Consider the following 25,519-nt stretch of genomic DNA (forward strand, 5'->3'; position numbering starts at 1 on the left):
CGAAGGCGTGGCTCCCCTGGATCAAGTCCGGCGGCCGGGATGACGGAAGCGCCGCCATTCATTCTGCCCTTGGAATCCTCCTCTCGCCGATCCACATTGGGGTTAAAACCTGTTAGAACGATTCTAAACCCACCGCTCGGCCGGCCTTGAACCGGCGTCAGAGGACCCATAAGCGATGTTCATCCAGACCGAAGCCACTCCCAATCCGGCCACCTTGAAGTTCCTGCCCGGCCGCGTCGTGATGCCGGAAGGCACCTTCGAGGCGAAGACCCCCGAGCAGGGCGAGTTCTCGCCCCTCGCCCAGCGCCTGTTTTCGGTGCCGGGCGTGACCGGTGTCTTCTTCGGCTACGATTTCATCACCGTGACGAAGGCCGACGGCGAGTGGCAGCACCTGAAGCCCGCCATCCTGGGCGGGATCATGGAGCATTTCATGACCGGCGCGCCCCTCTTCGCGAACGGCTACGGCGCGTCGGAAGAGGACGGCGAGGAATTCTTCGATCCGCAGGACGCGTCCACCGTCGAGACCATCAAGGAGCTGCTCGAGACCCGCATCCGCCCGGCGGTGGCAGGCGACGGCGGCGACATCACCTTCCGGGGCTTCAAGGACGGCGTCGTCTATCTCGTCATGAAGGGCGCCTGCTCCGGCTGTCCCTCCTCGACCGCCACGCTCCGCCACGGGATCCAGAACCTGCTCCGCCATTTCCTGCCGGACGTGCGCGAGGTCCAGGCCGTTTGACGGTACGTCAAGAGCTCTCATATGAACAGCGCGGCCCTCACGCCGCGCTTTTCTTTGGAGACGTGCCTTGCCCCCTCTGTCCGACGCCGCCCTCGACCAGCTCTTCCGCAATGCCCGCACCCACCGGTGGTGGGACGACCGGACGATCCCGGAAGAGGCCCTGCGGGCGATCGCCGACCTCGCCAAGATGCCTCCGACCAACGGCAATTCCTCGCCGGGCCGCTTCGTCTTCGTGGTGTCCCGGGCCGCCAAGGAGAAGCTGAAGCCTCATCTCGACGAGGGCAATGTGCGCCAGACCATGAGCGCGCCCGCCACCGTCATCGTGGCGCAGGACATGGAATTCTACGAGAAGCTCGGTTTCCTGGCTCCCCACAGCAAGGACGCGCGCAGCTGGTTCACGGGCAGCCCCGAGACCATCGCGCACACGGCCATGCACGGCTCCACTCTGCAGGGCGCCTACATCATCATGGCGGCGCGCTCGCTGGGACTCGATTGCGGCCCCATGGGCGGCTTCGACCGCGAGGGCGTCGACAGGACCTTCTTCCCGGACGGGACGATCAAGTCCAACTTCCTCATCAATCTCGGTTACGGCATTCCCGAGAAGCTGCACCCGCGCGCGCCGCGCTTCGCGTTCGAGGACTTCTGCCGGATCGAATGAGCGCGGCCGTCTCTGAAAGGGAGCATCGGACGGGCCTCGAAAGTGCAAGTCCACTTTCGAGGCCGATGCTCTAAGATCGGCTCCCGATCAGCATGAACGGCGCGCCGTGACCGAGAAACCGCAGACCGACAGGATCGACCCTGCGCCCGAGCCTCTCCCGGAGCGCACCACGATCGACTCGACCTTCCGCAACGGGTCGCTGACGGCGATCGGGGTCGTGGTCGGCTTCTCGCTGGGATTCTTGAGCCGCTGGGCGGGCCTTCCGGGAGACTGGGAGCGGTCCGACCTCATCGCCGTCTGCGCGATCACCCTCGGGATCGTGCTCCAGATCAAGGCTCTGGCCAATCTTCTGGCGATCGATTCTCTGCGGATCGACAAATACAACCGCTCGGTCCGGATCTTCATCATCGGGCTGATCCTCGTCGCCTGCGGGATTGCCGCGGCCCTTTTCGCCGACCTCCTCGGCTTCGGCGGCATCGCCCTGAAGGGATGAGGCGGCGCCGGAGGGCCGCGTCAGCGACCCGGAGGGCCACATTCGTGAAAACCGGGTCCACTTTTCCGCGCGATGCGCTAAAGAGAGGTCTCGATCAGACGGAGACGAATGTTGCGCGTCCTTGCCATCGATACCGCTCTCGGCGCCTGCTCGGCCTGCATCTGGCAGGCGGGCGATGACGTGCCGCTGGCCGGCGAGACCCTGCCCATGGAGCGAGGCCACGCGGAGGCCCTGCTGCCGCTCATCGACCGGGTGGCCGCCAAGGTCGAAGGCGGCTTCGAGAGCCTCGACCGGGTCGCCGTGACCGTGGGGCCCGGCAGCTATACGGGCCTGCGCGTCGGGATCTCGGCCGCCCGGGGAATCGGCCTTGCCGCCGGAATTCCGGTGGTGGGCGTGGCCACCCTCTCGGCCTTCCTGGCCCCGCTCATGGTGAAGGAGCGGCGCGGCCTGTTCACCGCCGCCGTCGATGCCAAGCACGGCCACATCTACATCCAGGCCATCGCGGCGGGCGGACGCACCATCATCCCGCCGAGCCTCATGACCTATCGCGATGCGGTGCGCGTGCTCGGCTCCGGTCCGCTGCTGATCAGCGGCTCGGCCGCTCCCATGCTGGCGGCGGAGGCCCGCATGCAGGGCGTGGAAGCCCACGTGACCGACATGCCCCAGGCGCCCGACATCGCCTGGGTGGCACGCCTCGGCGCCCTCGCCGACCCGAATCAGGCTCTCCCGAAACCCCTCTATCTCCGCGATCCCGACGCCAAGCCTCAGGATGGCGCGCGCATCGCCCGCCGATGAGCTTCTTCGACCTCTTCAAGAGGCCCGGCGGATTCCGCATCGACCCGCTCGGCACGGAATCCGCCGCCCGGATGGCGGCGATCCATGCCGCCTCCTTCGCGCGTCCCTGGACCACGCTGGAATTCGAGCGGCTCATGGGCGAGCGCGGGATGGTCGGGGACGGGCTTTTCCTGGGCCCCGCCCCCAAAGGTCTCGCCTCAAAGCCTTCGGGCTTCGTCCTGTCGCGCATGGTGCTCGACGAGGCGGAGATCCTCACGGTCGCGGTCGCCCGCGAGGTCCGCGGCAAGGGTCTCTCGATCCCTCTCCTGGAGCGGCACCTGGACGAACTTTCCCGGCGCGGCGTCCGCACAGTCCACCTGGAGGTGGAGGAGGGAAACCAGCCCGCGCTCGCCCTCTATCGCCGCTTCGGCTTCAAGGAAGTCGGTCGACGGGAGGCCTATTACCAGAAGCCGGACGGCAGCCGGGTCGCGGCGCTCACCATGGCGCTCAGCCTATAGCCGCTCCCCGGCAAGTCCCGTATAAGCGTTTCTCAGGCGCATCGTGCTTCATGCAACGGTTCCGGATTTCCGCAGACGCGGCCCGCCGGTTCCACCCCAACGATGCGCGATCGAAGACAGCGGGCATCGGATCGATCCGGAGCGCGGCTTCGGCCCTCGGTCCGGTGTTCGGGGAGTGAGTTTCAGTTTTGGCAGCACGGACCATCAGCACCGGAAAATCCCGCCGACCCGGCATGATCGAGCGCGCCTGCCGCGACAAGGGCCTGCGCATGACGGGCCAGCGGAAGATCATCGCGCAGATTCTCGACGACGCCGCCGATCATCCCGACGTCGTGGAGCTCCACCGCCGGGCGGCCGAGGTGGATCATCGCATCTCCCTGTCCACGGTCTATCGCACCGTGAAGCTCTTCGAGACGGAAGGCATTCTGGAGAGGCTCGATTTCCGCGACGGCCGCTCCCGCTACGAGCAGGCGGCGCGCGAGCATCACGACCATCTCATCAATCTCGAGACCGGCGCCGTGATCGAGTTCCACTCGGAGGAGATCGAGGCGCTGCAGACCGAGATCGCCCGGCGCCTCGGCTACAAGGTGGTGTATCACCGCCTCGAACTCTACGCGGTGCCGCTCGCCAAGGACGACGCGTGACGAGGATCGCCGTCGCCCTCAAGCTCCTCGTCCTGGCGCTGTGCAGTCTCGTGCTCGTCCCGCTGCAGATGCTGGGGATCCGCTTCGGCTGGGGCCTCATCCACCATCTGCCCGTTCTGTTTCACCGCATTCTCCTGAGGCTCTTCGGCGTGCGCGTGATCGAGAAGGGAACGCCCCCGGGCGACGCACCGACCCTCGTCGTGGCCAATCACGTCTCCTGGCTCGACATCCCCGTCATCGGCTCGGTCCATCCCCTCTCCTTCATCGCGAAATCCGAGATCGAGAACTGGCCGGTGGTCGGCCTCTTCGCGAGGCTCCAGCGCTCCGTCTTCATCGACCGCCAGCGCCGGAAAGCCACCGCCGAGGTGAACGACGCGCTTGCCCATCGCCTCGTGAAGGGCGAGGTCATCGTGCTGTTCGCGGAGGGCACCACGGGCGACGGCAACCGGCTCCTGCCCTTCCGCTCCTCCCTGGTGGGCGCCGCGCAGGCGGCCCTCATGCACGACAGCGTCGAGAAGGTCTTCCTGCAGCCGCTCTCCATCGCGTATGTCCGCCGCGACGGACTTCCCGTCACGCGGCGCGACCGGCCCTTCATCGCCTGGTACGGCGACATGGACCTTGCGCCCCACCTCAAGCTCTTCGTGCAGGGCCACCCCATCGACGTGGTGGTGACCTGGGGCGAGCCGATCCCCTTCAACGGCAACCGCAAGGAAGCCACCGCCGCCGCCGAAAGTGCCGTGCGCAAGGCCCTGAAGGCGGTGTGAAGCCTGCTTTGAAGCGCATGCGTTCTATTGTAACAAAGGTTGTTCCTTGTTGACGGACCGACCATGCGGTGCCCTGCGATTGTCCTGATTGTCCTCTTGGCGGTTCCTGCGGTTGCGCAGAAACACCCTCCAAGTCAGGAGCCTGTCTCCTGTCAGGCGGAGGAGGATTGTCTTGCCGAATTGCGGGGCAAGGTGAGCCGGAAGGGCGACGTGCTCACGATCAGGCTCGCAAGCGGGAAGATCAAGACAATCCGGGCGTCGAAGGCCTGCAAGACCAACAATGAGTTTGAATGCGTGAGTTATTCGCTTCACGGTTATCGCCCCGCTCAAAGTATCTATGTCCTGATCGAGCATGGATGGGAGAGCGACAGCGTTCTGCTGCTGAACGCAAAGACCGGAGAACGGTTGGACTTGCCTGACGAGCCCCATTTCTCGCCCTCCGGACGCTGGTTCGTGGTCTTTGGTGGTGAGTACGAATACCACCTCAGCATCTGGTCTCTCGATGCCGGCAAGGCCAAACAGGAGTTGCTGTACAAATACGACAGCAATGGAACGAGCGAGACTTGGCGATTCGTGGGCTGGGACGGCGAAACTCGGATTCGGTTCAAAGTTAGCCCCGCCGAGACATACGAGAAGGACGTGGAAACCGACGCGGTGCTGAAAGAGCAGGGCTGGGTGCTCAACTGGCCCTTCCCTCAATAGGCCATGGCGGCCGGTCGAAAGGCCGCTATTCTCATTGAGGCCCAAAAGGCTTAAATGGGCGCTCGATTGTTGACCGCCAATACCCAGCAGACAGGCCGATCTCGTGAAAAAAGTCTTCGTCAAATCCTATGGCTGCCAGATGAACGTCTATGACGCCGAGCGCATGGCCGACATGCTGACGTCCGAAGGCTACGCCGAGACCAAGGCCATGGAGGAGGCGGATCTCGTCATCCTCAACACCTGCCATATCCGCGAGAAGGCCGCCGAGAAGGTCTATTCGGAGCTCGGCCGCGTGCGCGAGCTCAAGAAGGAGCGCGAGACGGAAGGCCGGGAGACGAAGGTCGTCGTGGCGGGCTGCGTCGCCCAGGCCGAAGGCAAGGAGATCCTGCGCCGGGCGCCCGCCGTCGACGTGGTGGTGGGCCCGCAGAATTATCACAACCTGCCGCAGCTCCTGAACAAGGCGCGCTCGGAACGCGTGGTCGATACCGAATTCCCCATCGAGGACAAGTTCGACCACCTGCCCAGGCCCTCGAAGGCCGCGATCCGGAATCGGGGCGTGTCGGCCTTCCTGACCATCCAGGAGGGCTGCGACAAGTTCTGCACCTTCTGCGTGGTGCCCTATACCCGCGGCGCGGAAGTCTCCCGTCCCGTCGCCAAGATCCTCGACGAGGCCCTGAGCCTGGCGGATGCGGGCGTGCGCGAGCTCACCCTGATCGGCCAGAACGTGAACGCCTATCACGGCGAAGGCCCGGACGGCTCCGTCTGGTCCTTGGGGCGCCTGCTCCATCGCCTCGCCGCGATTCCCGGCATCGCCCGGCTCCGCTACACCACGAGCCACCCGCGCGACATGGACGACGCGCTGATCGCCGCCCATCGCGACCTGCCGGCGCTCATGCCCTATCTGCACCTGCCCGTGCAGTCCGGCTCCGACCGCATCCTCGACGCCATGAACCGCAAGCACACGGGCGACGAGTACCGCCGCCTGATCGCGCGCATCCGCGAGGCGCAGCCCGATCTGGCGCTCTCCTCCGACTTCATCGTGGGCTTTCCCGGGGAGACGGATGCGGAGTTCGAGGACACGATGCGCCTCGTGGCCGATGTGGGCTTTGCGAGCTCGTTCTCGTTCAAGTACAGCCCCCGTCCCGGCACGCCGGCCGCCGAGATCGCGGTGCAGCTGCCCGAATCCGTGAAGGCGGAGCGCCTGAGCCGCCTCCAAAATCTGTTGGAAACGCAAAGACAGGCTTTCAATCGCGGAACCGTTGGTCAGACTCTGGACGTTCTCTTGGAGAAGCCGGGTCGTCACCCCGGCCAGATGGCCGGCAAATCGCCCTATCTTCAGGCTGTTCAGTTCGAGACGGACAGCCACCGGATCGGCGATATCGTGACGGTGCGGATCACGCAGGCAGGCTCGAACAGCCTGTTCGGGGAAGTGGTGCAGCCCGGCGATCAGGCCGCGGCCTGACCCCTTCTCTACGACTTCGAGAGTTTCTTTCGCGGCGATCCTGTCGCGACATACGGTAAGGAGAGGCATTTGAGGCCAGCGGACAACGCGACCGCACGAGCGCAAAAGGGCAGATCCCCCAATCCCTTGCATCCTGGCGTCGAGGAAGAGGCCGAAATCGTCCTCACCTTCGACGATAACCGCCTCGCCAGCCTGGTTTTCGGTCAATACGACCAGAATCTCGCCCATCTGGAGCGGCGCCTGAACGTGGCCGCCATCGCCAACGGCAACCGGGTGACCGTGAAGGGTCGGCCGGAATCCTCCGAGATGGCGCGGCGCGTGCTGGAAGGCCTCTACGACCGTGCCCGGCAGGGCGCGGCGCTGGGTCCAGGCGACGTGGACGGCACCATCGAGGAGGCGACCCTTCAGGGCTCGCTCTTCTCCCCGGAGGAGGCGCCCGCCCCCGGCCTCTCCGCCTTCGACCACATCGCCACCCGCAAGCGCGGCCCGGTGCGGGCGCGCAACGCGGCGCAGAACACCTACATCAAGGCCCTCAAGCAGAACGAGCTCGTCTTCGCCGAAGGCCCCGCCGGCACCGGCAAGACTTGGCTGGCCGTGGGCTATGCCGTCTCGCTCCTGGAGGCGGGACAGGTGGACCGGCTCATCATCTCGCGTCCTGCCGTCGAGGCGGGCGAGCGCCTCGGCTTCCTGCCCGGCGACATGCGCGAGAAGGTCGACCCTTACCTGCGCCCGATCTACGACGCCCTCTACGACTTCATGGAGGCCCGCCACGTGGATCGCGGCCTCCAGACCGGCATGATCGAGATCGCGCCCCTGGCCTTCATGCGCGGCCGCACGCTCACCAACGCCCTGGTGCTGCTGGACGAGGCACAGAACACCAGCTCCATGCAGATGAAGATGTTCCTGACGCGTCTCGGCGAAGGCTCGCGCATGATCATCACGGGCGATCCGACGCAGATCGACTTGCCGCCGGGGCAGAAATCCGGGCTCGTCGAGGCCGTGCGCATCCTGCAGGGCGTGGAAGGCATCTCGCGCGTGACCTTCAAGGAAGCGGACGTGGTCCGCCACGACCTCGTGCGCCGCATCGTAGCGGCCTACGACACCGCCGCCCGCGAGGCGCCATCCCAGGAACAACCCTACCGCGAACGGAACGCAAGACCGTGATCGAGCTCGACTTCATGATCGAGGCCGGGGCATGGGAGGAGAGACTTCCCGATGCGGAAGCCCTCGCCCGCAAGGCCGCGGGGGCGGCGCTCGCCGTCACCTACGAGGCCGCCGGGGAGTTCGAGGCGAGCGTGATGCTCACCGACGACGCCCATATCCGGGAGCTGAACCGCACCTGGCGGAGCAAGGACAAGCCCACGAACGTGCTGTCTTTCCCGGCCCCGGAACAGCCGGGCGCGACGGGGCCTCGCTATTTGGGCGATATTGCTTTAGCGTACGAAACCCTGGTGCGCGAATCCGAGGAGGAATCCAAGGAACTCGCGCATCATTTCGCCCATTTGATCGTTCATGGCGTTCTGCACCTTCTCGGCTACGACCATGAAGTCGAGGCGGAGGCGGAGATCATGGAAGCTCTTGAGGTGAAGGCGCTCGCCACTCTTGGAATCGCCGATCCCTATCGCGATATGGCAGCGTGAACGCAAAAACGTTTGAGCTGATACTCACATTGATATGAACGAAGATCGAAGTCGTAACGACCGTCCTGTCCGCACTCCCTCGGACGACGAAGACCCACGAGAACATTGGTACGATCGTGTTCTCGTCCGCTTGGGGCTGAAGCCCCGCGATTCCATCCGCCACGATCTCGAGGACGCCCTCGAGGAGACATCCGTCGAAGACACGGACTTCTCGCCCCAGGAAAGGGCGATGCTCAAGAACGTGCTTTCCTTCCACCGCATCCGGGTGGAAGACGTGATGGTGCCCCGCGCCGACATCGTGGCGGTTTCCGCCGACACCAATCTCGGCGAGCTTCTGAGCCTCTTCCGAACGGCGGGCCATTCCCGCCTCCCCGTCTATGGCGAGACCCTCGACGACCCGAAGGGCATGGTCCATATCCGGGACTTCCTCGATTTCATCGCCATGCGGGCCGACGGCGGCGCCTCGGAAGGCGGCGCGAGCGACGACACGCCCCCGCCGAGCCTCGGCCAGATCGACCTTTCCATGACCCTGGCCGACGCCAATATCCTGCGCCCGGTGCTCTTCGTGCCCCGGTCGATGCCGGCCATCGATCTCCTGGTGCGCATGCAGGCGACGCGCACCCATATGGCCCTCGTGATCGACGAATACGGCGGCACGGACGGCCTCGTCTCCATCGAGGATCTCGTGGAGATGGTGGTCGGCGACATCGAGGACGAGCACGACGAGGACGAGGACGTCACCATCGTGCCGGCGGCGGACGGCACCTACATCGCCGACGCCCGCGCGAGCCTCGACGAGGTCACCGAGAGCCTCGGCGTCGATCTCTCGGAGGAGGAAGGGGCCGAGGACATCGACACCATCGGGGGCTTCATCGTGACGCTCGCCGGCCGCGTGCCCTCCCGCAGCGAGGTCATCGAGGGCCCGGGAGGGCTGGAATTCGAGGTGCTCGACGCCGATCCCCGCCGGGTGAAGCGTCTGCGCATCGTCCGGCATGTCGCCGCACCCGAGACGATCGTCGCAGGCCCCGCGAACGCCGCCCCGCGCCCTGAAAGCGCCGCAGCGGAATGACTGCCGAATGATTCCCCTGGCCGACCGCGTCGTCCTCGCCCGGGGATGGCGCCGCTCGACCTTGAGCTTCGCGGCGGGCGCGGCAGGCGCGCTCGCCATGCCGCCCTTCGGCTTCCTTCCGGCGCTCGCCCTGTCCCTGACGCCGGCCGTCTGGCTGATCGACGGCACCGCCAAGACCGACTTTGCCAAGACCGACTTTGCCAAGACCGACTTTGCCAAGACCGACTTTGCCAGGACCGACCCTTCCCGGACCGGCCTTTCCCGATGGTCCTCCCTCAAATCGGCGGCTCTGATCGGCTGGTTCTGGGGCTTCGGCTATTTCGTAGCCGGGCTATGGTGGCTCGGCGCGGCCTTTCTCGTCGAGGCGGATCAATTCGCCTGGGCGCTGCCCTTCGGGGTTCTGGGCCTCCCGGCCCTGCTCGCCTTCTTCACGGCCTTCGGGTTCGCGCTCGCCCGCCTGCTCTGGCAGCCCGACGCCTCGCGCATCCTTGCCTTCGCGTTCGCGCTCACGGTGAGCGAATGGCTGCGGGGCCATCTCTTCACCGGCTTTCCCTGGAACAATCCCGGCATGGCGCTCGGCCAGAATCTCTGGCTCATGCAGAGCGCCTCGATCCTCGGCCTCTACGGCCTGTGTTTCCTCGCCCTTGCGATATGCGCCTCCCCGGCCGCGATCCTCACGGGGCCGACGCCCCGGGCGCGCCGGCTCGCGCCGGGGCTTGCGGCGGCCGTGCTCCTCGCCATGGCGGCTTTCGGCTTCTGGCGCATCCCCACTGATCCCGTCGAGAGCGTGGCGAATGTGCGCCTTCGCATCATGCAGCCCAACCTGGCCCAGGACGCGAAGTTCAACCCGCGCAACCGCGATGCGATCATGCGGCGCTATCTCTCCCTGAGCGCCCGCCCCGGCCGTGACGGGCGGACCCTCGGCGAGGCCACCCATATCGTCTGGCCGGAATCCGCATTCCCGTTCCTGCTGCATCGCGATCCGGCCTCGCTCGCCCAGATCGGAGGGCTTCTCGAGGCGGGCTCGGTGCTGATCACGGGCGCGGCGCGCATGGACGAGCCGCTGCCGGGCGAAGCAGTCGGCAAGTTCTTCAACGCGATCCAGGTGATCGACGACCGCGGCACGATCCTCGGCTCCTACGACAAGGTGCACCTCGTGCCCTTCGGCGAATACGTCCCGGCCTTTTTGGAGACGCTGATCCGGGCCGTGGGCCTGCGCCAGTTCGTGCATATCCCGGGCGGCTTCGAGCCCGCCGAAAGGCGCGAGGCCCTGTCCATTCCCGGCCTGCCACCGGTCGCCGCCACGATCTGCTACGAGGCGATCTTTCCCGGGGAGATCCTGGCCGAGGGCGACGGTCCGCGACCGCGCCTGATCCTCAATGTGACGAATGACGGCTGGTTCGGCCAAACAACCGGCCCCTACCAGCATTTCGCTCAGGCACGCCTGCGTGCCGTAGAGGAAGGCCTACCCCTGGTGAGAGCGGCCAACACGGGAATCTCCGGTGTTGTCGATCCTTACGGCCGGCTCGTGGGCAGTCTTCCACTCGGAGTTGAAGGTGTTTTAGACTCCGATCTTCCGGTTGCAGCGGAGGCTTTTTATTCTGCAAGAACAAGAAGCTTTTCTTTGACGGCTCTGCTGACGATCTGCTTAATGGCCCTGATCGTACGTCGAAAACAAAGAGCCATATTCTCATCCGATAAGTTGGACACGGCGTTACATCAGCTTTGATAAGAATGCGTGGGGCTATGAAGAAGTCGACCAGCTTAATCGATAAGGAAATTGGCACGCGCGTCCGCATGCGCCGTATCTCCATCGGCATGAGTCAGGAAAAACTTGGCGAATTGCTTGGCCTTACCTTTCAGCAGGTCCAAAAATACGAAAAGGGGATGAACAGGATCAGCGTCGGTCGCCTCGTCGATATCGCGAAGATCCTGGGCGTCGACATCCACTTCTTCTTCGACGGCATCAGAAGCGGCAAGGAAGAATCGAGCTTCGCGGAGGCGGAATCCCCGCCCTATATTGCCGATGTGATGTCGACCCCGGAGGGTCTCCAGCTGATCCGGACCTTCACGGGCATCAAGAGCGCCAAGGTCCGCAAGAGCATCGTGCAGCTCGTCGCGTCGCTCGCGGCACAGGAAGAGCAGGAACGTTCGTCATAACGAACGCGTTCGCTTGACCTTTCCTTTGCCGTAAGGCATGACAAAGTTGCGAGTCTGTGTCCGAAGGCTCGGCCTCTCTTCATTTGCCTCAAAGGAATTCTGTCGTGCGGCGGTCAAGCTATCTCTTCACCAGCGAGTCTGTGTCCGAAGGCCATCCGGACAAGGTTTGCGACCGAATCTCCGATACGGTCGTCGATGCCTATCTGGCGGCTGAGCCCGAAGCGCGCGTCGCCTGCGAAACCCTGGCGACCACCAACCGCGTGGTCATCGCCGGCGAGGTCCGCGGCCCCGATTCGATCACGAAGGACAAGGTGATCCAGCTCGCCCGCGACGCCATCAAGGACATCGGCTACGAGCAGGAAGGCTTCCACTGGCAGAAGGCCGAGATCGACGTCTACCTGCACGCCCAGTCGGCGCATATCGCACAGGGCGTCGATGCCTCCGGCAACAAGGACGAGGGCGCGGGCGACCAGGGCATCATGTTCGGCTATGCCTGCAACGAGACGCCCGAGCTGATGCCGGCGCCGATCTACTACGCCCACAAGATCCTCGAGAACCTGACCGCCGCCCGCAAGGCGAAGAAGGGCGATGTCGGAAAGCTCGGCCCGGACTCCAAGAGCCAGGTCACGGTGCGCTACGCGAACGGCAAGCCCGTCGCGGCCACCCAGATCGTTCTGTCGACGCAGCATCTGGACGAGGACCTGACCTCCGAGGAGGTGCGCGCGATCGTGGAGCCCACCATCCGCGAGACGCTGCCCGAAGGCTGGATCCTGCCCGAGACGATCTGGCACGTGAACCCGACCGGCAAGTTCGTGATCGGCGGCCCCGACGGCGATTGCGGTCTGACGGGACGCAAGATCATCGTCGACACCTATGGCGGCGCGGCTCCGCACGGCGGCGGCGCCTTCTCCGGCAAGGATCCGACCAAGGTGGACCGCTCGGCGGCCTACGCGGCCCGCTATCTCGCCAAGAACGTGGTCGCGGCCGGTCTCGCCGACCGCTGCACCCTCCAGGTCGCCTACGCCATCGGCGTGGCCAAGCCCCTGTCGATCTACGTGGACCTGCACGAGACCGGCAAGGTGGGCGAGGACAAGCTCGAGGCCGTGCTCATGGAGGTCATGGACCTCTCCCCGCGCGGCATCCGCACCCATCTCGGCCTCAACAAGCCGATCTACGCCCGGACCTCGGCCTATGGCCATTTCGGCCGCAGGCCCGACGCGGATGGCGGCTTCTCCTGGGAGCGGACCGATCTCGTCGATACCCTGAAGGCGGCCTTCCGCTAACCGTCATGAGCGAAGCACAACAGCGCGCCGGCGCATTCTTCGGGCGCCGGAAAGGCAAGAAGCTTCGCTCCGGTCAGGACGACCTGATCCAGAACCTCTTGCCCGCGATCCGTGTGATCCCGGACAGCCCCCCTTCCGGCCAGTTTCCGGACGCGACAGCCCGCGAAACCTGGCTCGAGATCGGCTTCGGCGGCGGCGAGCATCTCGCCGCCCAGGCCCGGACCCACCGGGACGTCAACTTCATCGGCTGCGAGCCCTTCGTGAACGGCATGGCGAAACTGCTCGCGGCCGTGGAGCACGAGAAGCTCGACAATATCCGGGTGTGGGACGACGACGTCACCAAGCTCCTGCCGGAGCTGCCCGACCGGTCCTTCGACCGGGTCTACATCCTTTATCCCGATCCGTGGCCGAAACGCCGCCAGCGCAAGCGCCGCCTCGTGTCCGACGAGATGCTGGAGATGCTGGCCCGCGTCATGAAGCCCGGGGCGGAACTGCGCTTTGCCAGCGATATCGACGATTATATCGGCTGGGTGCTGGCCCGCGCGCTGCGCTCCGATCACTTCCGCTGGACGGCCGGGCGCGCCGACGATTGGCGCAGGCCCTACGAGGGCTGGCCCGGCACCCGCTACGAAGCGAAAGCCATCCGCGAAGGCCGCGTGCCGAGCTACCTGACCTTCGTTCGGAACTAGAGCATCGAACGCGGGAAGTGGGGACCGGTTTTGCGTGAAAAGAAGCGCGAACACAGAGACTGACTGCATCGGATGTGGCGTCGTTGTCACGTCCGCTGCTGTAAGTCCGCTCAGGCCGACGCCTCGGCAGTGCTCTCGTCGCTCACCACCCTGCCGTCCACGAGATGAACGCGCCGGTCGACGCGTGCGGCGATGCCCATGTCGTGGGTGACGGCGATGACCGTCTTGCCGCGCTTTTTCACCAGATCCTGGAGGATGGCGAAGACCTGCTCGGAGCTTTGGCTGTCGAGGCTCCCGGTCGGCTCGTCGGCCAGCAAGACGTGCGGATCGTTGGCCAGGGCCCGCGCGACCGCCACGCGCTGACGCTGCCCGCCGGAAAGCTGATCGGGCCTCTTGTCGAGGTGGCCCGCGAGGCCGAGATCCTCCAGAAGGCCGGCCGCCCGCTCGCGCATTGCGGAAGCCGGGAGGCGTCCCGCCTTGCGCATCGGCAGTTCCACGTTCTTCAGGACGCTGAATTCCGGCAACAGGAAGTGGAACTGAAACACGAAGCCGAGGCTCTCGAGTCGCAATTCCGCAAGTGCGTCGTCGTCGAGCCGCGACGTGTCCCGCCCCTCGACCTTCAGGGTCCCGCCGGTGGGGCGGTCGAGCAGGCCGAGCAGATAGAGCAGCGACGACTTGCCGGAGCCGGAAGGGCCGGTGATCGCCACGAATTCCCGTTCGCCGACGGTGAGCGACACGTCGCGCACCAGCGTCACGGGCACGACGGCCGGGAGGATGCGGGTGAGATGCTCGGCCTCGATCAGCGCGCTCATGTGGCACCCCGGATGATGTCGACGGGGTTGAGGCGCGCCGCCTGACGCGCGGGCAGATAGCCCGCCACGCCCGCCGACGCGACGGCGAAGCCCGAGGCGATCGCATAGTGCCAGGGCGACCAGAAAAGGGGCAGACGGGTCAGTTCGCGGCCGACGCCCGCGCCGGACAACCTGAACTCGACCTGCGAGAGCGCGAAGCACAGCAGGAAGCCGATCATCCAGCCGGCGATCGATCCGGCCATCCCCAAGGCGAGCCCCTCGATCAGGAACAGGCGGCGCATGTTCCCTTGCGTGAACCCAAGCGACTTCAGGATGGCGATGTCGCGCGCCTTCTCATGGGTGATGGTGGAGATGATGTTGTAGATGCCGAAGCCCGCGACCAGCAGGATCGCGCCGACCACCGTGTACATGACCACATTGCGCACCACGAGGGCTTCGAGCAGCGATTCGTTGGCCTCCTGCCAGGGTACGGCCTTGTAGCCGAGCTCCGCCTCCGCCTGGCGGGCGACGCGCGGCGCGGCCTCGGGATCGTCGAGGCGCAGCCGGATCTCGTTGATGGCATTCGGGCGCTCCGAGAGGATCTGGGCGTTCTTCAGGAGCACGTAGGTCTCGCCTTCGTCGCGGGCATTGTTGCCCGTGTGGAACTGTCCGACGATCTTGAAGCCGCGCGACTGGCCGGTGGCCGAGACGAGCTGGATGGTCGTGCCCATGGACGCGCCGAGGCGCTGCGCCAGACGGTCGCCGACGGCGATGTTGTTCCCGCCGGCCCTGAGCGCGTCGAAGCTTCCCTCGACGAAATCCCCCGCCACCGACGAGACCGTGGCCTCGATCTCCGGCTCTATGCCGATGATGGACACCCCGACATCCCGCCCGGCATAGCGCGCCACCCCCTGCGTGCGCAGGCTCTGCGCGATGCGTCCCGGCACCCAGGAGCGCAACGACGCGAAGGCGGCGGCCGGATTGAGAATGCCGCGCCGGTCCTCCTTGGGCCTCAGGCCGTCGAACTGCACGGCGGCAAAGAGGTCCTCCGCCGGCTGGCGGCGCGGTGTGCGGCGCTCGTCCGAGATCTGCACATGGGGCATGGTGTCGACGAGCTGCGCGATGAAATCCTTCTCCGTGCCCTGCATCAGGGCCGCCATGGCGATGGAGAAGCCCACGCCCAGCGCCACGCCGAGAATGGCCACGATGGTCTGGCGGCCGCGCCCGGCGATATGCGTGAGTGCCAGCTCCAGGATGAGGCGCATGCTAACCTCTCTTTTCCTGCACCGTCGCACCGTCCGCGAGATCCTCCGGAAACGGCACGATCACCCGCTCCGTTTCATCGAGACCCGACAGGATCTGCGTGCGGCTCGCTCCGCGGATCCCGATCGTCACGTCCCGCCGCCGGGCCGTGCCGTCCTGCACCACGACGAGGGACGAGCCGCGCATGGCGTTGGTCGGCACCAGCAGCGCACCGGCGGAGACCCGCGCGACCACGTTCACTTCGACCGTCATGCCGATTCGCAGCGGCGTCGTATCCGGCAGGGCGAGGCGCACGCGATAGGTCTTGGCCACGGGATCGCCCTTCGGGGTGACGGAATCCACGTGCCCCTCCAGGATCCGGCCCGGAAAGGCGTCGGACTTCAGGACGGCGCGCAGCCCCACCGCGACGCGCGGGATGTCCTCCTCGTTGACGTCCGCCACCACCCAGAGGGGCTTGGGCTCGCCGACCCAGAACAGAACCGTGCCGGGCTCGGCCACCTCGCCCACCTCGCCATCCTGGCGCAGGACGACGCCGTTCATGGGTGCCCGGAGCACGTAGGATTCGAGGCGCGTCTCCTGGCCTGCGATGAGGGCTTGAATCTGGCCGAGATCGCTGCGGGCGCGATCGAGAGCCTGCTCGCTGGCGACCCTGCGCTCCACCAGGGCGGCCATGCGGTCGTAATCCGCTGCGCTGGATTTCTGCCTTGCGCGCAGCTCGGCGAGGGTCGCCTGCGCCTGCCGATCGTCGAGGCGGGCGAGCACGGTGCCCTTCTCAACGGTCTCACCCTCGCAATTGCACAGCTCCACGATCCGCTCCCGCAACAGGGGCGTTACCTTGGCCCAGGTACGCGGCTCCACCACGCCCGTGGCGTAGACGATCTCCGCCGCGTCGCCGCGACCGGGCACGATCGTTGCGACTTGCGGCGGCCGGGCGAAGCGCCAATACGCCGCTGCGACCGCCAGAAGCAGCACAAAGACGAGGAGCACGCGGGAGATCTTCAAGGCCGGTTCTCCAGGGAACGGGCTTCTCTAGCATAGCTTCGAAGATGGGGCGATTGCGGTCCATTGCGGAAACCCGGCGCGCGGCTCACCCTGCGGGAGCTTGCATTTTGGGCCTTACGCACGTATATTCCCGTTGTCAGCTCTGGTTGCAGCGTAAAGCTGCTGGTCGAGAGTGGACCCCGCCGGGTCCGCTCTTTTTTGTTGCTCGTATACCGGAGCTTCGGAGAGCCATGACGAACGAACGCGACAAGCGGCTGATTACGGAAAACGGCGTTGCTGCCCGGGTGGCCGCCATCGTCGAGCCCGTGATCGAGGGCCTTGGCTTCAACCTCGTGCGGGTGAAGGTCACCGGCACGAACGGCTGCACCGTGCAGATCATGGCCGAACGGCCGGACGGCACTATGTCGGTGGGCGATTGCGAGACGGTGAGCCGCGCGATTTCTCCGGTTCTTGATCTCGAAGATCCGATCTCGACGGCGTATTATCTCGAGGTCTCCTCGCCGGGGATCGACCGCCCGCTGGTGCGCGCAAGCGATTTCGAGCGCTGGACCGGCCACGACGCGAAGATCGAGATGGCCGTGCCGCTGGACGGCCGCAAGCGTTTCCGGGGCTTTCTCCGGGGCGTGGAGGACGGAAAGCTCGTGGTCGAGCTTCCGGACGTGAAGGAGGGCCTGGAGCCCATCGCGCGTCTGCCTCTGACCGACCTGGGCGAGGCCCATCTCGTCCTGACGGACGACCTGATCCGTGAATCGCTGCGCCGGGGAACCGCGCCGACCACGGACGAGCTGGATGAAGATACGGATGTGGTGGAAGTGCCGGAGGCGCCCAACACGTCCGAGACAAAACCGAATTAAGGAGTGCCCTCGATGGCTGTGAGCGCCAACAGGCTTGAGCTTCTGCAGATCGCCGATGCGGTCGCACGTGAGAAAGTGATCGACAAGCAGATCGTGCTTGACGCCATGGCGGACGCCATCGCGAAGGCCGCGCGCTCCCGCTACGGCGCCGAGACCGACATCCACGCGGAGATCAACCCGAAAACGGGCGAGCTGCGCCTGTCGCGCCACCTCCTCGTGGTCGAGGACGGGGCGATGGAGAACGATTCGCGCGAGATCACCCTCTCGGAGGCCCGGTCCCGCCACAACCCGGCCGCTCAGGTGGGCGACGTGATCGCCGACACCCTGCCGCCCTTCGATTTCGGCCGCATCGCGGCCCAGTCGGCCAAGCAGGTGATCGTGCAGAAGGTGCGCGACGCCGAGCGCGACCGCCAGTATCAGGAATACAAGGATCGGATCGGCGACATCGTGAACGGCGCGGTCAAGCGCGTCGAATACGGCAACGTCATCGTCGATCTCGGCCGTGGCGAGGCGATCATCCGCCGCGACGAGCTGATCCCGCGCGAGACGTTCCGTCCGGGCGACCGCATCCGCGCCTATCTCTTCGACGTGCGCCGCGAAACGCGCGGCCCGCAGATCTTCCTGTCCCGCACGCACCCGCAATTCATGGCGAAGCTCTTCGCCTCGGAAGTACCGGAGATCTACGACGGAATCGTCACCGTTCAGGCCGTCGCCCGCGATCCGGGCTCCCGCGCCAAGATCGCCGTGATCTCGCGCGATTCGTCCATCGACCCGGTCGGCGCCTGCGTCGGCATGCGCGGCTCCCGCGTCCAGGCGGTCGTCGGCGAGCTTCAGGGCGAGAAGATCGACATCATTCCGTGGTCCCCCGACCAGGCGACCTTCATCGTCAACGCGCTGCAGCCGGCCGAAGTGGTCAAGGTGGTGCTCGACGAGGAGGCCGACCGCATCGAGGTGGTGGTTCCGGACGATCAGCTCTCGCTCGCCATCGGCCGCCGCGGCCAGAACGTGCGTCTGGCCTCGCAGCTCACCGGCTGGGACATCGACATTCTCACCGAGGCCGAGGAGTCCGAGCGCCGTCAGAAGGAATTCGCCGAGCGCACCGACCTGTTCATGAACGCGCTCGACGTGGACGAGGTGGTGGGTCAGCTGCTCGCCTCCGAGGGCTTCCGCTCGGTCGAGGAAATCGCCTATGTGGATTCCGCCGAAGTCGCCTCCATCGAGGGCTTCGACGAGGACACCGCCGCCGAGATCCAGACCCGCGCCCAGGAATACATCGCCCGCATCGAGGCCGAGAACGAGGCCCGCCGCAAGGAGCTCGGCGTCGCCGACGAATTGAAGGACATCGACGGCGTCACCACGGCGATGCTGGTGGCCTTCGGCGAGAACGACATCAAGTCGGTCGAGGACCTGGCCGGCTGCGCCACCGACGATCTCGTCGGCTGGACGGAGGGCAAAGGAGCCGAAGCGACCCGCTACAAGGGCGCTCTCGACGGCTTCGACGTGTCCCGCACCGAGGCGGAGGCCATGGTCATGGCCGCCCGCGTAAAGGCAGGCTGGATCGAGCAGCCTGAAGAAACCGTAGAGACCGAGGGATCGGCCGACGAGGCCGAGACCGAGGCTCAGCCGTCTTAATCGGACGATGGCGAAGCGAGGTCAGAACCTGTGCCGCGGCATGAACCGGAGCGCACCTGCATCATCACCCGCGAGGCGCAAGGCCCCGCGGGACTGATCCGCTTTGTCCTCGGGCCCGACCGGCAAGTCGTGCCCGACCTCAGGCACAAGCTGCCCGGCCGCGGCGTCTGGGTCACGGCCCGGGCCGATATGGTGGACGAGGCCGTCAAGCGCCGCCTCTTCTCCCGCGCCTTCAAGACGGAAGCGAAAGCTCCGGAGACCCTCTCCCGGGACATCGAGCATCTGCTCAGGGACGACGTCCGACAGGGTCTCGCCCTCGCCAACAAGGCAGGCTGCGTCATCACCGGCTTCCAGAAAGTCGAGTCGGCCATCACGGATAAGCCCATCGTTGCCCTTATTCATGCCGCAGAGGCGGCCGAAGATGGGCGAAGAAAATTGGCGAACCCGTTGCGAAAACGCCTCGGCGGGGCGATATCTAGCTTTCCGGTCATCCAAGTATTGTCAAATGACGAATTGGATTTGGCATTAGGCCGGTCACATGTGATACATGCTGCCCTCGTCGCGGGCGCTGGGAGCGACGGCTTTCTGAACCGCTGGCATCGTTACCGCACTTTCTGCGGCATCGGAGCCGATCCATCTGGCCTCGGAAACGAGACCGGCGAACCCACGATTTTGAAACCCGCAGGAACATTAGCGGAATGAGTGATACGAAAAACCAGGGCGACAAGACTCTCCACGTGTCGTCCAAGACGCTGTCTCTGAAGCGCCCGGTCGAACAAGGTACCGTGCGCCAAAGCTTCTCCCATGGCCGGTCGAAGGCGGTCGTGGTCGAGACTGTGAAGCGTCGCCCTGCCGTTGGCCCCGGTGGGGCGAAGGATGAAAAGCCGGCCGTTTCCCAGGCTGCAGCGCCCGCTGCGGCGCCGAAATCGGCTGCGCCGGCGGGAAGGCCCGCGGCGTCCCAGGGCGGACGTCCGCAGCGTTCCGGCCCGTCCTCCAATGCACCCCGGTCCGGCGTGGTGCTGCAGACGCTCTCCGATCAGGAGCGCGATGCCCGTATGAACGCCCTCGCCGATGCCCGCCGCCGCGAAGAGGAAGAGCGCAAGCGCCAGGCCGAGGAAGCGGTGCGCCGCGCCGAGCGCGAAGCGGCCGAGGCCAAGGACCGCGAAGCGGCCGAGGCCCGCAAGCACGAGGAAGAGGAGCGCCGTCGTCAGGACGAGGAGCGCAAGCGCCGCGCCGAGGACGAGGCCCGCCGTCGCCTTGGCGAGCAGGCGGCTCCTGCTCCGACCCCCGCTCCTGCTCCCGCACAGACCCGCGACCGTGGCCCGGCTCCGCGCCAGGACGGTCAGCGCAGCGAAGGCCGCGAAGGCCGCGAAGGCCGCCCTGGCGGCTTCCGCCAGGACGGTGCGCGCGGTGAAGGCCGCCCCGGCGGCTTCCGTCAGGATGGCCCGCGTGGCGAAGGTCGCCCCGGCGGCTTCCGCCAGGACGGTGCGCGCGGTGAAGGCCGCCCCGGTGGTTTCCGCCAGGACGGTCCGCGCGGTGAAGGTCGCCCCGGCGGCTTCCGTCAGGATGGCCCGCGTGGCGAAGGTCGCTCCGGCGGCTTCGGCGGTCCGCGCACCAACGTCGGCACGACCGGCGGCCGTCCGCCGAGCCTCAATCACATGGCGCGCCCGGCCGCTCCGGCGATTCCCGATCCGGCAACGGCCAAGCCCAATACCCGCACGGCTCCGCCGGTGGTCGCGGCCCGCGGCCCCGCCGTCGAGATGGACGATGATGAGGCACCGCGCGTCGTCCGCCGCCCCGGCAGCCCGGCGAAGCCGGCTGCCGTTCCGAAGCCCACGAAGACCGCTCCCGGCGAGGAGCGTCGCCGCGGCCGCCTGACTCTCGCCAATGCGACATCGGGCGACGAGGAGCGCACCCGTTCGCTCGCCGCCTTCCGCCGCCGCAACCAGCGTCTGATGGGCCACCGCCAGGTGGAGCAGAAGGAAAAGATCGCCCGCGAGGTGACGGTTCCGGAAACGATCACCATCCAGGAGCTCGCCAACCGCATGTCGGAGCGCGCCGTGGACGTGATCAAGTTCCTGATGAAGCAGGGACAGATGCACAAGATCACCGACGTGATCGACGCCGATACCGCGCAACTCGTCGCGGAAGAGCTCGGCCACACGGTGAAGCGCGTCGCGGAATCGGACGTCGAGGAAGGCCTGTTCGACACGCCGGACACGGACGAGAACCTCGCATCCCGTCCGCCCGTGGTCACCATCATGGGCCACGTCGACCACGGCAAGACCTCCCTGCTGGACGCGATCCGCAAGACCAACGTGGTCTCCGGCGAGGCCGGCGGCATCACGCAGCATATCGGCGCCTATCAGGTGACCTCGCCGCTCGGCGGCAAGATCACCTTCATCGATACCCCCGGTCACGCGGCCTTCACGGCCATGCGCGCCCGCGGCGCCAAGGTGACGGACATCGTCGTTCTCGTGGTGGCGGCCGATGACGGCGTCATGCCCCAGACCGTCGAGGCGATCACCCACGCTCAGGCGGCCGGCGTGCCGCTGATCGTGGCGATCAACAAGGTGGACAAGCCCGACGCCAACCCGCAGCGGGTCCGCACAGAGCTGCTCCAGCACTCGATCGTCGTGGAATCCATGGGCGGCGAAACCCTCGAATTCGAGGTTTCGGCCAAGACCGGCCAGGGCCTCGACGAACTGCTCGAAGGTCTCCAGCTCCAGGCCGAAATTCTCGACCTGAAGGCGAACGGGGAGCGCTCGGCCGAAGGAACCGTCATCGAAGCCAAGCTCGATCGCGGCCGCGGCCCGGTGGCCACGGTTCTCGTCCAGCGCGGTACGCTGCATACCGGCGACATCGTGGTGGCGGGCGCCGAATGGGGCCGCGTGCGTGCCCTGATCAACGACCTCGGCTCCAACGTGAAGGAGGCCGGTCCCTCGGTACCGGTCGAGGTGCTGGGCTTCAACGGCACGCCGGAGGCGGGCGACCGCGTCGCGGTGGTCGAGTCCGAAGCCCGTGCCCGCGAGGTCACCGAGTACCGCACGCGCCAGAAGCGCGAACGCGCCGCCGCCCGCATGGGCTCGGCCGGACGTACCCTGGTGGACATGATGCGCGACCTGAAGGCCGGTGCCGGCCGCAAGGAATTCCCGCTCGTGATCCGCGCGGACGTGCAGGGCTCGGCGGAAGCCATCGCCGGCGCCCTCGAGAAGGTCGGCAACGACGAAGTGGGCGCCCGGATCATCCAGGCCGGCGTCGGCGCGATCTCGGAATCCGACGTCACGCTCGCGGAAGCCTCCGGCGCGATCATCCTCGGCTTCAACGTGCGCGCCCACAAGGAAGCGCGCGAGGCGGCCGAGCGGGCCGGCATCGAGATCCGCTACTACAACATCATCTACGACCTCGTGGATGACGTGAAGGCGGCGATGTCGGGTCTTCTCGCCCCGACGCTGCGCGAAGAGCGGCTCGGCGAGGCGCAGATCCTCGAGGTGTTCAGCGTGTCCAAGGTCGGTAAGGTCGCGGGCTGCCGTGTCCTCGACGGCGTGGTGCAGCGCGGCGCCCATGTCCGCCTCATCCGCGACAACGTGGTCATCCACGAGGGCAGGCTGTCCCAGCTCAAGCGCTTCAAGGACGATGCCCGCGAGGTCACCTCGGGTCAGGAATGCGGCATGGCCTTCGAGAACTATCAGGACATGCGCGTCGGCGACGTGATCGAGTGCTACCGCGTCGAAGAGGTGAAGCGCAGCCTCTAAGGCTTCGCCTCGCGCCAATTCCAGAACAATGCGTCATCACCGGGCTTGTCCCGGTGATCTCGCTTGGATGGGCCGCACTCCTCTCCAATCCCCATGACCGGACCCATCCGGTCGTGGCCCTTTCCGATCGATCCGGTCCAATCCCGGAGGATGACCATGGCAAAACGTTTCGAACAGAATACCGGCCCGTCCCAGCGCCAGCAGCGCGTGGCCGAACTCGTGCGCCACGCATTGGCGGAGGTGCTCTCCCGCGGCGATCTTCAGGACGACGTGCTGACGAAGCACGTCATCACGATTCCGGAAGTGCGGATGTCGCCGGACCTGAAGCTCGCGACCGCCTACGTGATGCCGCTCGGCGGCAAGGACGAGGACGCGGTGATCAAGGCGCTGGAAAAGAACAAGAAGCTCCTGCGCCAGGAAGTCGCGCACCGGGTGAACCTGAAATTCGCACCCGATCTGCGCTTCCGCCGGGACGAGAGCTTCGACGAGGCCGCTCGCATCGATGCGCTGCTGCGCTCCGAACGGGTGTCGCGCGACATCGGCAAGGCCGGCCTCGACGTGAATGACGACAACGATAACGACGAATGAGAAATCGATGACCGAAGACCGTCCCGCAGAGCGCCCTCACCGTCGCCCTCATGGCGACCGACCGAAGAAGCGCGACGTCAACGGCTGGATCATTCTCGATAAGGGCGTCGGGATGACCTCGACCCACGCGGTCGCGGTGGTCAAGCGCGGCCTTTCGGCCAAGAAGGCGGGCCATGCGGGCACCCTCGACCCGCTGGCCTCCGGCATCCTTCCGATCGCGCTCGGTGAAGCCACCAAGACCGTGCCTTTCATCATGGACGGCCGCAAATCCTACGTGTTCACCGTCGCCTGGGGCGCCGAGACCAACACGGACGACACCGAAGGCGAAGTCGTGGAACGCACCGACAAGGTGCCGGAGGCCTCCGACATCGAGGCCCTGTTGCCCCGCTTCACCGGGTCCGTCCAGCAGGTGCCGCCGCGTTTCTCCGCCATCAAGATCCAGGGCGAGCGCGCCTATGATCTGGCCCGCGAGGGCGAGGTGGTGGAGCTGCAGGCCCGCACCGTCGAAATCGACAGGCTCGCTCTCGTCCACCACGACGGCAACCGCTCGGTGATCGAGGCGGATTGCGGCAAGGGCACTTATGTCCGCGCCATCGCCCGCGATCTGGGCCGCGCGCTCGGGTGCCTCGGACACGTCGCGGCACTTCGCCGCACGCGCGTGGGACCGTTCAGCGAGCACGAGGCGGTCACGGTCGACGACCTCGCCACCAATCCTGCTGCCTTGCGTCCGGTCGAGACGGCGCTCAGCGAAATTCCCTCGATCGCCGTCAGCCGCGACATGGCGGGCCGCCTGATGCGCGGCCAGTCCATCATTCTGCGCGGCCGCGACGCGCCCCTGACCGGCAAGATCTACGCGACCTTCAACGGCGTTCTCGTGGCCGTGGGCGACGTCGAGCGCGGCGAACTGGTGCCGCATCGGGTGTTCAATCTGGGGGCCTGATGTTGATCGGCTTCAGCCTCGGACACAGTCCGGGGACCGGAGCATCGGACGTGAAAAGTCGAATTCACGTTTGGGATCGATCCGATGCTCCTGCTATAGAACAGCGCATCGCCCAACGACATCAATGGCCGGGTCAAGCCCGGCCATAACGGCGCGAAGCGCCTGACGTTCAGCAATCCGCCTTCGTCCCAGGTCGCAATCCCGAAACTCTCGAAGGCATCGTTCGCGACGGTGTTCTTCACGGTCTCGTCGGACGAGAGCTCGGTCACGCCGGCGGTGCTGGCAGTCCCGGCGTCGGTTTTCCATGTGGGGGATGTCGGGCCCACCGACATGAACCGCGAAGACCTGCTCCGCGGACAGTATTGCTCCGGCCATCCTGTTGTCAGGCTTGGTAAAAACGATTCCGCTGGCACTTATTCACAATTCGTGTATGGTGCGCCCGCCTCGGAGGATTGACCCTTCACGAGGACCGTCCCGGTGACGGACCGCGCTGGACGACATCCCGGCCCGGCCTTTCCCGGACGAATACGGCCCGAGCCTTCACGGCCATGGCCCCTACCGACCAAGACAACCTGAAAGGATATGCGATGTCGATCACTGCTGAGCGCAAGAACGCGCTTGTGAAGGAATTCGCCCAGAAGGCTGGCGACACGGGCTCCCCCGAGGTGCAGGTCGCCATTCTGACCGAGCGGATCAACAACCTGACCGGTCACTTCAAGACCCACACGAAGGACAACCACTCCCGGCGTGGCCTCCTGAAGCTCGTCTCGTCGCGTCGCTCGCTTCTCGACTACCTGAAGAAGAAGGACGAGAGCCGCTACAAGACCCTGATCGAGAAGCTCGGCATCCGCCGCTAAGCTTTTGAACTTTTCCGTCCGGAGCACGGCTCCGGACGGTTTCTCCGGACTGATCGATGACGATCACCTCCGGGACCCACGAACGGATCGGATGAGATCATTCGACCTTTCGCTCCGGCGCTGGCGAGGCTTCAGACAAGTCCCGGCGTCCCTTTGAGGAGACGGATGACGCGATGACCATGGCAGGATCGCCAGAGGCTTGGAGGAGCGGGACTTCCCGCTTCACGAGCCTCTTGCCGTCTTGC

Annotated in this window: 26 protein-coding genes; 23 read left to right on the forward strand and 3 right to left on the reverse strand. The window is 66.2% G+C overall.

The window, feature by feature from the left end; all coding sequences use genetic code 11:
• The first annotated feature begins 175 nt into the window (after window positions 1-175).
• The 16 genes from RE429_RS00875 (at window position 176) to trmB (ending at window position 13,592) form a co-directional block, all read left to right on the forward strand.
• On the forward strand, window positions 176-736 hold the full coding sequence (locus RE429_RS00875) for a NifU family protein (protein ID WP_414472531.1): 561 nt from the start codon (window positions 176-178) through the stop codon (window positions 734-736).
• Window positions 737-803: 67 nt separating this feature from the next.
• Window positions 804-1,394, forward strand: coding sequence for a malonic semialdehyde reductase (locus RE429_RS00880; RefSeq protein ID WP_414472532.1), 591 nt, complete (start codon window positions 804-806; stop codon window positions 1,392-1,394).
• A gap of 106 nt (window positions 1,395-1,500) precedes the next feature.
• The gene (locus tag RE429_RS00885; RefSeq protein WP_414472533.1) at window positions 1,501-1,887 is read left to right on the forward strand and encodes a hypothetical protein; all 387 of its coding nucleotides are present in this window, start codon (window positions 1,501-1,503) and stop codon (window positions 1,885-1,887) included.
• Window positions 1,888-1,998: 111 nt separating this feature from the next.
• On the forward strand, window positions 1,999-2,682 hold the full coding sequence (tsaB, locus tag RE429_RS00890; protein ID WP_414474266.1) for a tRNA (adenosine(37)-N6)-threonylcarbamoyltransferase complex dimerization subunit type 1 TsaB: 684 nt from the start codon (window positions 1,999-2,001) through the stop codon (window positions 2,680-2,682).
• Window positions 2,679-3,179, forward strand: coding sequence for a GNAT family N-acetyltransferase (locus RE429_RS00895; protein ID WP_414472534.1), 501 nt, complete (start codon window positions 2,679-2,681; stop codon window positions 3,177-3,179). Before tsaB ends, RE429_RS00895 begins: the two co-directional genes overlap by 4 nt.
• Before the next feature lie 233 nt (window positions 3,180-3,412).
• Window positions 3,413-3,823, forward strand: coding sequence for a Fur family transcriptional regulator (locus RE429_RS00900; protein WP_414474267.1), 411 nt, complete (start codon window positions 3,413-3,415; stop codon window positions 3,821-3,823).
• Window positions 3,820-4,587 (forward strand): lysophospholipid acyltransferase family protein, encoded by a 768-nt coding sequence (locus tag RE429_RS00905; protein WP_414472535.1) that lies wholly within the window; start codon window positions 3,820-3,822, stop codon window positions 4,585-4,587. The genes RE429_RS00900 and RE429_RS00905 overlap by 4 nt, the downstream gene beginning before the upstream one ends.
• A 210-nt stretch (window positions 4,588-4,797) precedes the next feature.
• The gene (locus RE429_RS00910; RefSeq protein WP_414472536.1) at window positions 4,798-5,289 is read left to right on the forward strand and encodes a hypothetical protein; all 492 of its coding nucleotides are present in this window, start codon (window positions 4,798-4,800) and stop codon (window positions 5,287-5,289) included.
• A gap of 103 nt (window positions 5,290-5,392) precedes the next feature.
• Entirely contained in the window at window positions 5,393-6,751 is a 1,359-nt protein-coding gene (gene miaB / locus RE429_RS00915) for a tRNA (N6-isopentenyl adenosine(37)-C2)-methylthiotransferase MiaB (RefSeq protein ID WP_414472537.1), read from the forward strand.
• Between the two features lie 69 nt (window positions 6,752-6,820).
• Window positions 6,821-7,915, forward strand: coding sequence for a PhoH family protein (locus tag RE429_RS00920; protein WP_414472538.1), 1,095 nt, complete (start codon window positions 6,821-6,823; stop codon window positions 7,913-7,915).
• 14 nt (window positions 7,916-7,929) lie between these two features.
• Window positions 7,930-8,391, forward strand: a complete 462-nt coding sequence (gene ybeY, locus RE429_RS00925; RefSeq protein WP_414474268.1) for an rRNA maturation RNase YbeY — start codon at window positions 7,930-7,932, stop codon at window positions 8,389-8,391.
• A 34-nt stretch (window positions 8,392-8,425) separates the two neighbouring features.
• A complete protein-coding gene (locus RE429_RS00930; RefSeq protein WP_414472539.1) occupies window positions 8,426-9,460 on the forward strand; it encodes a hemolysin family protein in 1,035 nt (344 codons plus the stop codon).
• Window positions 9,461-9,467: 7 nt separating this feature from the next.
• Window positions 9,468-11,189, forward strand: coding sequence for an apolipoprotein N-acyltransferase (gene lnt / locus RE429_RS00935; protein ID WP_414472540.1), 1,722 nt, complete (start codon window positions 9,468-9,470; stop codon window positions 11,187-11,189).
• A gap of 89 nt (window positions 11,190-11,278) precedes the next feature.
• Window positions 11,279-11,620 carry a helix-turn-helix domain-containing protein gene (locus RE429_RS00940; protein WP_414474269.1) on the forward strand — a complete coding sequence of 114 codons (342 nt, stop codon included), beginning with the start codon at window positions 11,279-11,281 and terminating at the stop codon, window positions 11,618-11,620.
• Window positions 11,621-11,724: 104 nt separating this feature from the next.
• On the forward strand, window positions 11,725-12,903 hold the full coding sequence (metK, locus tag RE429_RS00945; protein WP_414472541.1) for a methionine adenosyltransferase: 1,179 nt from the start codon (window positions 11,725-11,727) through the stop codon (window positions 12,901-12,903).
• 5 nt (window positions 12,904-12,908) lie between these two features.
• Window positions 12,909-13,592 carry a tRNA (guanine(46)-N(7))-methyltransferase TrmB gene (trmB, locus tag RE429_RS00950; RefSeq protein ID WP_414472542.1) on the forward strand — a complete coding sequence of 228 codons (684 nt, stop codon included), beginning with the start codon at window positions 12,909-12,911 and terminating at the stop codon, window positions 13,590-13,592.
• 110 nt (window positions 13,593-13,702) lie between these two features.
• On the opposite strand, the gene RE429_RS00955 is transcribed toward trmB, so the two are convergent.
• The 3 genes from RE429_RS00955 to RE429_RS00965 are packed head-to-tail and all read right to left on the reverse strand — an operon-like array spanning window position 13,703 to window position 16,648.
• Window positions 13,703-14,404, reverse strand: coding sequence for an ABC transporter ATP-binding protein (locus tag RE429_RS00955; RefSeq protein ID WP_414472543.1), 702 nt, complete (start codon window positions 14,402-14,404; stop codon window positions 13,703-13,705).
• A complete protein-coding gene (locus tag RE429_RS00960; protein WP_414472544.1) occupies window positions 14,401-15,648 on the reverse strand; it encodes an ABC transporter permease in 1,248 nt (415 codons plus the stop codon). Before RE429_RS00960 ends, RE429_RS00955 begins: the two co-directional genes overlap by 4 nt.
• A gap of 1 nt (window position 15,649) precedes the next feature.
• Window positions 15,650-16,648 (reverse strand): efflux RND transporter periplasmic adaptor subunit, encoded by a 999-nt coding sequence (locus RE429_RS00965; RefSeq protein ID WP_414472545.1) that lies wholly within the window; start codon window positions 16,646-16,648, stop codon window positions 15,650-15,652.
• Window positions 16,649-16,878: 230 nt separating this feature from the next.
• Between RE429_RS00965 and rimP the strand changes: the two genes are divergently transcribed.
• From rimP to rpsO, 7 genes are all read left to right on the forward strand, one after another.
• Entirely contained in the window at window positions 16,879-17,502 is a 624-nt protein-coding gene (gene rimP, locus RE429_RS00970) for a ribosome maturation factor RimP (RefSeq protein WP_414472546.1), read from the forward strand.
• A gap of 12 nt (window positions 17,503-17,514) precedes the next feature.
• Window positions 17,515-19,134 carry a transcription termination factor NusA gene (gene nusA / locus RE429_RS00975; RefSeq protein WP_414472547.1) on the forward strand — a complete coding sequence of 540 codons (1,620 nt, stop codon included), beginning with the start codon at window positions 17,515-17,517 and terminating at the stop codon, window positions 19,132-19,134.
• 30 nt (window positions 19,135-19,164) lie between these two features.
• Window positions 19,165-19,836 (forward strand): RNA-binding protein, encoded by a 672-nt coding sequence (locus RE429_RS00980; protein ID WP_370439224.1) that lies wholly within the window; start codon window positions 19,165-19,167, stop codon window positions 19,834-19,836.
• A complete protein-coding gene (gene infB, locus RE429_RS00985; RefSeq protein WP_414472548.1) occupies window positions 19,833-22,889 on the forward strand; it encodes a translation initiation factor IF-2 in 3,057 nt (1,018 codons plus the stop codon). The genes RE429_RS00980 and infB overlap by 4 nt, the downstream gene beginning before the upstream one ends.
• 156 nt (window positions 22,890-23,045) lie before the next feature.
• The gene (gene rbfA, locus RE429_RS00990; RefSeq protein ID WP_414472549.1) at window positions 23,046-23,477 is read left to right on the forward strand and encodes a 30S ribosome-binding factor RbfA; all 432 of its coding nucleotides are present in this window, start codon (window positions 23,046-23,048) and stop codon (window positions 23,475-23,477) included.
• A gap of 7 nt (window positions 23,478-23,484) precedes the next feature.
• Window positions 23,485-24,417 (forward strand): tRNA pseudouridine(55) synthase TruB, encoded by a 933-nt coding sequence (gene truB, locus RE429_RS00995; RefSeq protein WP_414472550.1) that lies wholly within the window; start codon window positions 23,485-23,487, stop codon window positions 24,415-24,417.
• A 587-nt stretch (window positions 24,418-25,004) separates the two neighbouring features.
• Window positions 25,005-25,274, forward strand: a complete 270-nt coding sequence (gene rpsO / locus RE429_RS01000; RefSeq protein WP_370439229.1) for a 30S ribosomal protein S15 — start codon at window positions 25,005-25,007, stop codon at window positions 25,272-25,274.
• Window positions 25,275-25,519 lie beyond the last annotated feature (245 nt).

Origin of the sequence: Microvirga sp. M2 (genome assembly GCF_047497095.1) — a bacterium.
GTDB lineage: Bacteria > Pseudomonadota > Alphaproteobacteria > Rhizobiales > Beijerinckiaceae > Microvirga.